This window comes from Rhizobium sp. B21/90, assembly GCF_019355815.1.
In the GTDB taxonomy this organism is placed as follows: Bacteria; Pseudomonadota; Alphaproteobacteria; order Rhizobiales; family Rhizobiaceae; genus Rhizobium; species Rhizobium rhododendri.
The window spans coordinates 269,971-276,662 of sequence record NZ_CP072166.1 but is presented as its reverse complement, the minus strand read 5'-3'; the positions used below and the strand labels follow the sequence as shown (position 1 = coordinate 276,662).

Below are 6,692 nucleotides of genomic sequence, written 5' to 3'. Positions count from 1 at the left end.
ACGCGATGGGGGTTTGAAGACATCTGGAAAGTGGATTGCCGGTGTGGCGGCAAAGGCTGCCCGCGGTGCTGCTTTGATATGTTTTACTCAGAACCTGCATTAGCCATTATGTGAAAGTTCGATGAATCAGCCGTAGGCTTCAATCCGTTAATATTGTAAGATAACGTTGCATTCACTTATGTGGGTCGCCGAATTAACCTTCGACATCAGGGTCTCAACCCGCTGCTCCCGTTTACTTCACGTTCTTCATAGGGAGCACTCAATTGTTTGCTGCTATCCGGTAGCCAGGCTTGACCATGTTCGTCTTCTAGTGCGTCAAGCTGTTCGTCTTGCGCCACCACTCCGACCTGGCTGCGGCTGATAGCATTCTGTGCTTGTGCAGCCTTAATATCGATTGGGATGGTGGCAAGGCGCGCGTCGATGTCGGCGATTTGTTATTTTTGGTTGAGGATGTTGGTGCGGGCCTGCGCTGTGTCTCGCTGTGAATTGAGCATGGCTAACTCGGCCGTTTCTACGTCTGCCTAACAGGTTGCGGAAATAGCGCCAATTTTCCACCGATCCAGGTTATACGGCTGGAAGGCGGACCGTGATGAGCTTTTTCAGCGGCCTTGTCGGCCGGTTTTGTCATAATCCGCCTGGTTCGGCGGATTCCGGGCGCGATTATGCCGTCGTCAGCAGCTTCGGCAGCCTCACCAGATTATAAGCGGTGGCTGTTAGGGTGAACATCCAGCCAACGCGATCCTTTCCACGATGGCGGGTCTTGCGCATTCCGCCGCTGGTCTTGGCCCAGCCGAACACTTCTTCGATACGCTTGCGGATACGCTGACTGACATCGTAGCCGGGATGATGGGTGGTCCTACCATCAATTGCCGAGCGTCGGTTCGTCGTGTTCTGGGCGACGTGTGGCGTCACCTTTGCGTCCCGCAAGGCAGCAACGAAATCGGCCGTATCGTAGGCTTTGTCTGCGGCCAATGTGATGCGGTGACGACCATCCATGCGGCCCACCATATCCAGAGCTGCCTCGCGCTCTGCGGTTCCACTCGCATGGGTCAGCGTGGCGTCGACAACCAGGCCGTTGCGGTTTTCCATTGTGACGTGACCCATGTGGCAAAGCTTGGCCGCCTGGCCACGGGCCTTCTTGTAAAACCTGGCATCAGGATCGGTGGTCGAGGCGTGGGTTGCGTTGCTGCGCTTCTCGCCGGGGAAATCACGCTCAGAGTTGCGGTGCGGCCTTTGGCGGCTGCTTCTCTCCGGCGCCAGAGCCGCTGTCGTCAGTGTCGCTACCATCTGCGCCGTCCTTGCGTTTGAAGCTCTTCATGCTGGCCCACGCTTCGATCAAAGTGCCGTCCACCGAGAAGTGGTCGTCTGACAGCAATGCCTTAACCCGCGGCTGGCTCAGCAACGCCGCCAGAAACTTGGCGGCGATGTCGCCAGCCAAGAGCCGCTCACGGGTCTTGGTGAATACGGTGACGTCCCAGATCGGCGCGTCCATCGATAAGCCGACGAACCAGCGGAACAGCAGATTGTAGTCCATCTGCTCCATAAGCTGACGCTCCGAGCGGATCGTGTAGAAGGCCTGCAACAACAGAGCGCGCAGCAGCTTCTCGGGCGGGATCGACGGCCGGCCGATCGCTGAATACATCCCCTCGAAATCCGGGGACAGAACTTCCAGCGCCTCGTCTACGATGGCACGGATCGGCCGCAGCGGATGGTTTGCCGGAACGCGGGCTTCGCAGCTTACATAAGAAAACAGACCCGCCGTCTGGTCATCACTGCCGCGCATGTCCTGCTCCCGCCAATCAATCACCCAGGCATGGAATCACGGCAGTCCGCTTACAGCAAGGGCCTTTTTCCGCATCGTGTTAAGCGTCACTCCTCGACAAAACGCTGGAAAGATTTGGCATTTTTCATTTTTGCGTGACAATTAGCGCATACGTCCTATTGGCAAGTCGCCGCCGGCAGTGCTGCGCATGGGATGTCTTGTTCTCACCCTCTAGAAATTCGCAACAAATCTGTCATAGCGACCACATCTAGTGGCCGCCTTGCGGCTGGCGCCGACAAGGCGGCCATCGTCCGGCGTTTGAAGGATTTAGAACGTCTATCGTATCGCTCGTTCGATACGACGCCTCTTGTAACGGAATTTCCCTAGAAGCAGCCGCGAAGGCCATGGTGTTCATCTCGATCATCGCCCGAAGCCGGAGCGTCAGAATCAATCCGCCTAATAGCAGCCCCATGGCCCGCAACGGCGATAGTAATGGTGATGATTGTCTAGGGCAGCCCCTAGAACAGCTCCACCCACGACCCCCAAGGCAGCTCCTGCGGCGGCATTGTTTTCCGCCTGCTGGGCCTGCTGACGATTGCTTTGATATGTTGCACTCACGCATTTGTCGTATCGACTTGTGCCGGCTTTTAAACCCTGTGCACTGCAGGTCATCTGAGCGCTTGTCGCGGACTCTTGGGCTGTCTGACATGAACTCAAGCCCGCAACTATAACGAGAGATAATATTCCCATATTAAATTTTCGTAGCATCATTTCCCTCTCGAAATCTCCGGTTCTCCGTTCCTGTCATTACGGTCTCGTCAGTGACGGTAACCAAGAACGCGATTTCCCTTCGCATGCAGGATGGAATAAGCCCAGTAGTACAGATGGACTAGCCCGCGGAAGATTTCCCGCTATCGGCGATGTGTGGTAACGGCGGCAGGAACAACGTCGCTGACTGCGGATATCGCTAAATCGGGACAGCTGTGTCAGCAAGTCGCGGACTCACCAGGCTTATGTACGACAAGGAACGTGCCATTCGGAAAAGTCAGGACGCGGCTGCGCTTGCCCCTACCTCTTTCAAGCGACTTACCCCCCACTCGCAGTAGACCCTGACCAAGCGGATTCCGGCAATGAAGCGACAAGTCGCGCGTATCGTCCTGCTGACTCAAAAGCTTTGCGCCTGCGGCACAGAAAGCTTTGCGCTTTTCTCCAATATACGCGCATAAGTCAGGCGCCTAGACTAGACTAAAATTTCATGTGGCTTGGCTGGCTTCGCCGCGGTCGCCTCCATGCTCACACCCACCAACATCCCGCACATATACTGCCGAAAAGCAGCTTGGTAGCCGTGATTATATCTCCTTGGGATGAGGCGTCCTTTCATGGTCCCTTCCTGCTAACTTTCCCGAGAGGAACTTTGAATCCAGCATAACGGCTCGAACCAAAGGAAGCCAAGTGCACCGTCCACAGATCGTCCACGGGCCGCGCGGTAGCACCATCTTCGCCGTACGGGAATCCATCCATGATATCTACGGCGAAGGGTAGCGGTGGGCGGGCATGATTATTAGGCCCTTAGTACGCCTGTGCTAGTGGCCTACCCGCCGGTGCACTGATATGAGCGGGCGGTAGCAGAAACCTCAGGGGTCAAACGCTTGAAAGCCGAATACATAATCGTTGCAGATGACCATCCAGTCTTTCGCGATGGCCTATGTTTCCTGATTCAAAACCTGCTTCCCAACGCTACCGTCGCCGCGACAGAATCATTCGACCAGGCCTTGGCCACGGCACGTGTTGCCGCCACTACCCCGTCGATGTTCGTCCTTGATCTATTCTTCAACCGCACAAGCATCAAGCCAAAACTTGCGGCCCTGCGGCAGGAATTCAATCGAAGCACCATCGTGGTGATATCCATGGCCGACGATCACGCCACCGTAGACGCCGTGTTGGCCGCCGGCACCAATGGCTTTATCAGCAAATCCGTCCCGCCAGCGGAAATAGGATCGGCGCTGCGCGCGATCCTCGCCGGCGATATCGTCGCCCTGGTGTCAACCTCAGGCACGATCGGCGAGGACCAGACCGCCCCTGCGCTAAGCGAACGGCAGCGGTCCGTGCTGCGCCTGCTGTCCGAGGGCAAGACGAACAAGGAAATCGCCCGCGAACTCGGCATTTCTCCGTTCACCGTGCGCATCCACGTTTCAGCCGTGTTCCGCACCCTGGGCGTGCCCACCCGGGCCGCGGCCGTGTCCAAGGCCATCAGCGACGGGATCCTTGAGCCTGGCGTCTACCCGGGCAGCATGCCGGGCTAGGTCGTGAACTCATAAACGGGCGGCGAGGCGATTATGGGCGGTCAGTCTGTAAGTACCAAATGAAGCATATGCGGTCGCGGACGTTGCCACCAGTAGCTTCGTAAGCTGCAAAAGGGTCGGCAAATGCTTTCCGGCCTTCTTCGACAAAGTCGTAACGACGGCTGATATCAACCATTTGCTGTCGTGCGACGGCTGCCGACGATGCTACACGCTCGACCCATGTTAAGCCGTCAGGCTCACCGACCAACGCATTTTACTTGTACCCAATAACACTCGCAGGTGCCTTCCGGCATCAGGAATTGTAGTTGCCCGCCAACGTTAAGAAGGCCCAATTTCTCGGCTTCATCAATCACCAGGGGTATCGCTTCAGGTTGCCAACCCCATTCACGGCCGCTGCGGCACGCCACAGTTCGCAGCGTGTCAGGGAGGAGCAGCGCAAGATCGTCTATCATGTGGTAAAACTACACATCTTCCATGAGCGTTCAACATCTGATTCAGTGTCGGCATGAGCCAATACGACCTGACCGATGCCGAGTGGGGCGTGATTGAACCGCTGTTGCCCAACAAGCCGCGAGGCGTGCCGCGTGTTGATGACCGACGCGTGCTGAACGGCATTTTCTGGGTTCTGCGATCAGGCGCGCCTTGGCGCGAGGTGCCACAGCGCTATGGCCCCTACACCACATGCTATAATCGCTTCAGACGCTGGACGAAAGCTGGAATCTGGGACAGTTTGATGGACGCGATCACCAACGCATCGCGTGATTTGATCACGATGATCGATGGCACTTCAGTTCGCGTACATCATTCGGCGGCAACACTGAGGGCGGATCATCCAGATCGCTGTCTTGGAAGGAGTCGAGGCGGTCTTACAACCAAAATCCATGCCATGACCGATGGAAGAGGGCTTCCAATCAAGATTTCCATCACACCCGGTCATGCCCATGACCTGACGGCAGCGCGCGAATTACTCGATAATCTTCCGCCCGGCGCGATGCTTCTTGCCGACAAAGCCTATGATGCCAACTGGCTGCGCTCAAAGTTGAGAGCGGAACGCTCATGGGCAAACATTCCGCCGAAGTCCAATCGAAAGGAGGCAATCGTCTTCAGCCCTTGGCTCTACAAAAAGCGCAATCTCATTGAGCGCTTCTTTAACAAGCTCAAATACTACAGACGGGTCGCAACTCGATACGACAAGCTTGGAATGACGTTTCTCGCAATGACCAAGCTAGCTTGCATTCGCATCACACTCCGTCATAACGAGTCCACGGCCTAGCATTACAGTTGCGTATTTTTACAAGTTCTGAATCTATAGGCCTCCATGATTCGGAGGTCATGGATGATGGGTGCATCGATCGAGACAACGTTGGAACTTTGGGCATCGTCGCTGCGTGAAGTTAAGGCGCGTATGCGCGGATTGTTTACGCAGGAGCGCGTTGCAGCATCTGCGAACCTTTTCCTGGACGGCTTGTTAGGTGATGAGCGCCGTAAGACAGGTTGGATGCGCGCTGAGGCGGCTGGCGATCCTGGTCCGTGGCGACAGCAAGCCATCTTGGGTCGTGGACGCTGGGACGCAGACGGACTTCGCGACATTGTGCGCGAGTATGTTGTGGAGCACCTTGCCACAGATGATGCGGTCCTGGTCATTGATGAGACCGGCTTCCTCAAGCAGGGCAAGACATCTTGCGGTGTTTCACGTCAATATACAGGGTCAGCGGGCAAGGTAACGAACTGCCAAATCGGTGTGTTCACCGCCTATGTTTCCGATCGTGGTCATGCCTTTATCGATCGAGCCTTGTACTTGCCAAAGAGTTGGACCAGCGATCCGGCAAGGCTTGCCGCCGCTCATGTTCCTGAAACTGTAGCCTTCGCTACCAAGCCTGCCCTCGCTGTCGATATGATTCGGCGGGCGCTGACAGCCAAAGTGCCGTTCTCATGGGTGGCAGCAGATGCTGTGTATGGCGTCGGAGACGTCGAAGGAGCGCTGCGCCGAGCCTGCAAAGGTTACGTTCTTGGGGTTAAATCCGACCATCATTTTGGCGCTTGGTCTGGTAAGCCTTTCGTCGCAGGAACCGCTCTTGAGATTGCCCGTGATCTCGATCCGGCTGCATGGCATCGCCTTTCCGCTGGCGATGGCACAAAAGGCGCGCGGCTTCATGACTGGGCCTACTGCGAACTGGCCGATATCGATGCCGACGAATACAGTGATACGCAAACCGGGCTTTGGACGCGTGGCTTGTTGATCCGGCGCAATATCAGCGATGGCGACCTCGCATTCTTCACGACTTGGTGCCCGGCCGGAACAGGCATTCAGACGCTCGTATCCGTCGAAGGTCACCGTTGGGCAATCGAGGATAGCTTCGAGACAGCCAAGAACGAACTCGGCCTCGATCATAACGAGACCCGCTCGTGGCATGGCTGGCATCGCCATGTCTCGCTCGTCATGCTCGCCTTCGCAATGATGGCTGTGATCCGATATCGCGCCAATAATGCGGCACCCCAAAAAAGACCGAGGATGCCGACCATCACGATCTGATCCGCTGGTCCATCCAAGAGGTCCGACGCATTGCGAATAAGCTTGCCCAGCGGCGTATAAAGCCCGCCCACATCATCGCATGGTCATGTTGGAG

At 56.5% G+C, this 6,692-nt stretch carries 4 protein-coding genes and 1 pseudogene; 4 read left to right on the top strand and 1 reads right to left on the bottom strand.

The window, feature by feature from the left end; all coding sequences use genetic code 11:
• Positions 1-660 precede the first annotated feature (660 nt).
• A pseudogene (locus J5278_RS30830) lies at positions 661-1,783 on the bottom strand (IS5 family transposase).
• A 1,628-nt stretch (positions 1,784-3,411) separates the two neighbouring features.
• On the opposite strand from J5278_RS30830, the gene J5278_RS30825 reads away from it, so the two are divergent.
• From J5278_RS30825 to J5278_RS30810, 4 genes are all read left to right on the top strand, one after another.
• Entirely contained in the window at positions 3,412-4,065 is a 654-nt protein-coding gene (locus J5278_RS30825; protein ID WP_219259542.1) for a response regulator transcription factor, read from the top strand.
• 305 nt (positions 4,066-4,370) lie between these two features.
• Complete coding sequence (locus tag J5278_RS30820; RefSeq protein ID WP_209187072.1) at positions 4,371-4,574, top strand: hypothetical protein; 204 nt, start codon at positions 4,371-4,373, stop codon at positions 4,572-4,574.
• On the top strand, positions 4,571-5,338 hold the full coding sequence (locus J5278_RS30815) for an IS5 family transposase (RefSeq protein WP_209187071.1): 768 nt from the start codon (positions 4,571-4,573) through the stop codon (positions 5,336-5,338). Before J5278_RS30820 ends, J5278_RS30815 begins: the two co-directional genes overlap by 4 nt.
• Before the next feature lie 45 nt (positions 5,339-5,383).
• Positions 5,384-6,598, top strand: coding sequence for an IS701 family transposase (locus tag J5278_RS30810; RefSeq protein ID WP_219259540.1), 1,215 nt, complete (start codon positions 5,384-5,386; stop codon positions 6,596-6,598).
• Positions 6,599-6,692 lie beyond the last annotated feature (94 nt).

What these genes read in the sequence shown, in the direction of transcription:
- J5278_RS30815 (WP_209187071.1), top strand. Translation starts at nt 4,571, where the DNA reads ATGAGCCAATACGACCTGACCGATGCCGAGTGGGGCGTGATTGAACCG.
- J5278_RS30810 (WP_219259540.1), top strand. Translation starts at nt 5,384, where the DNA reads ATGATTCGGAGGTCATGGATGATGGGTGCATCGATCGAGACAACGTTG.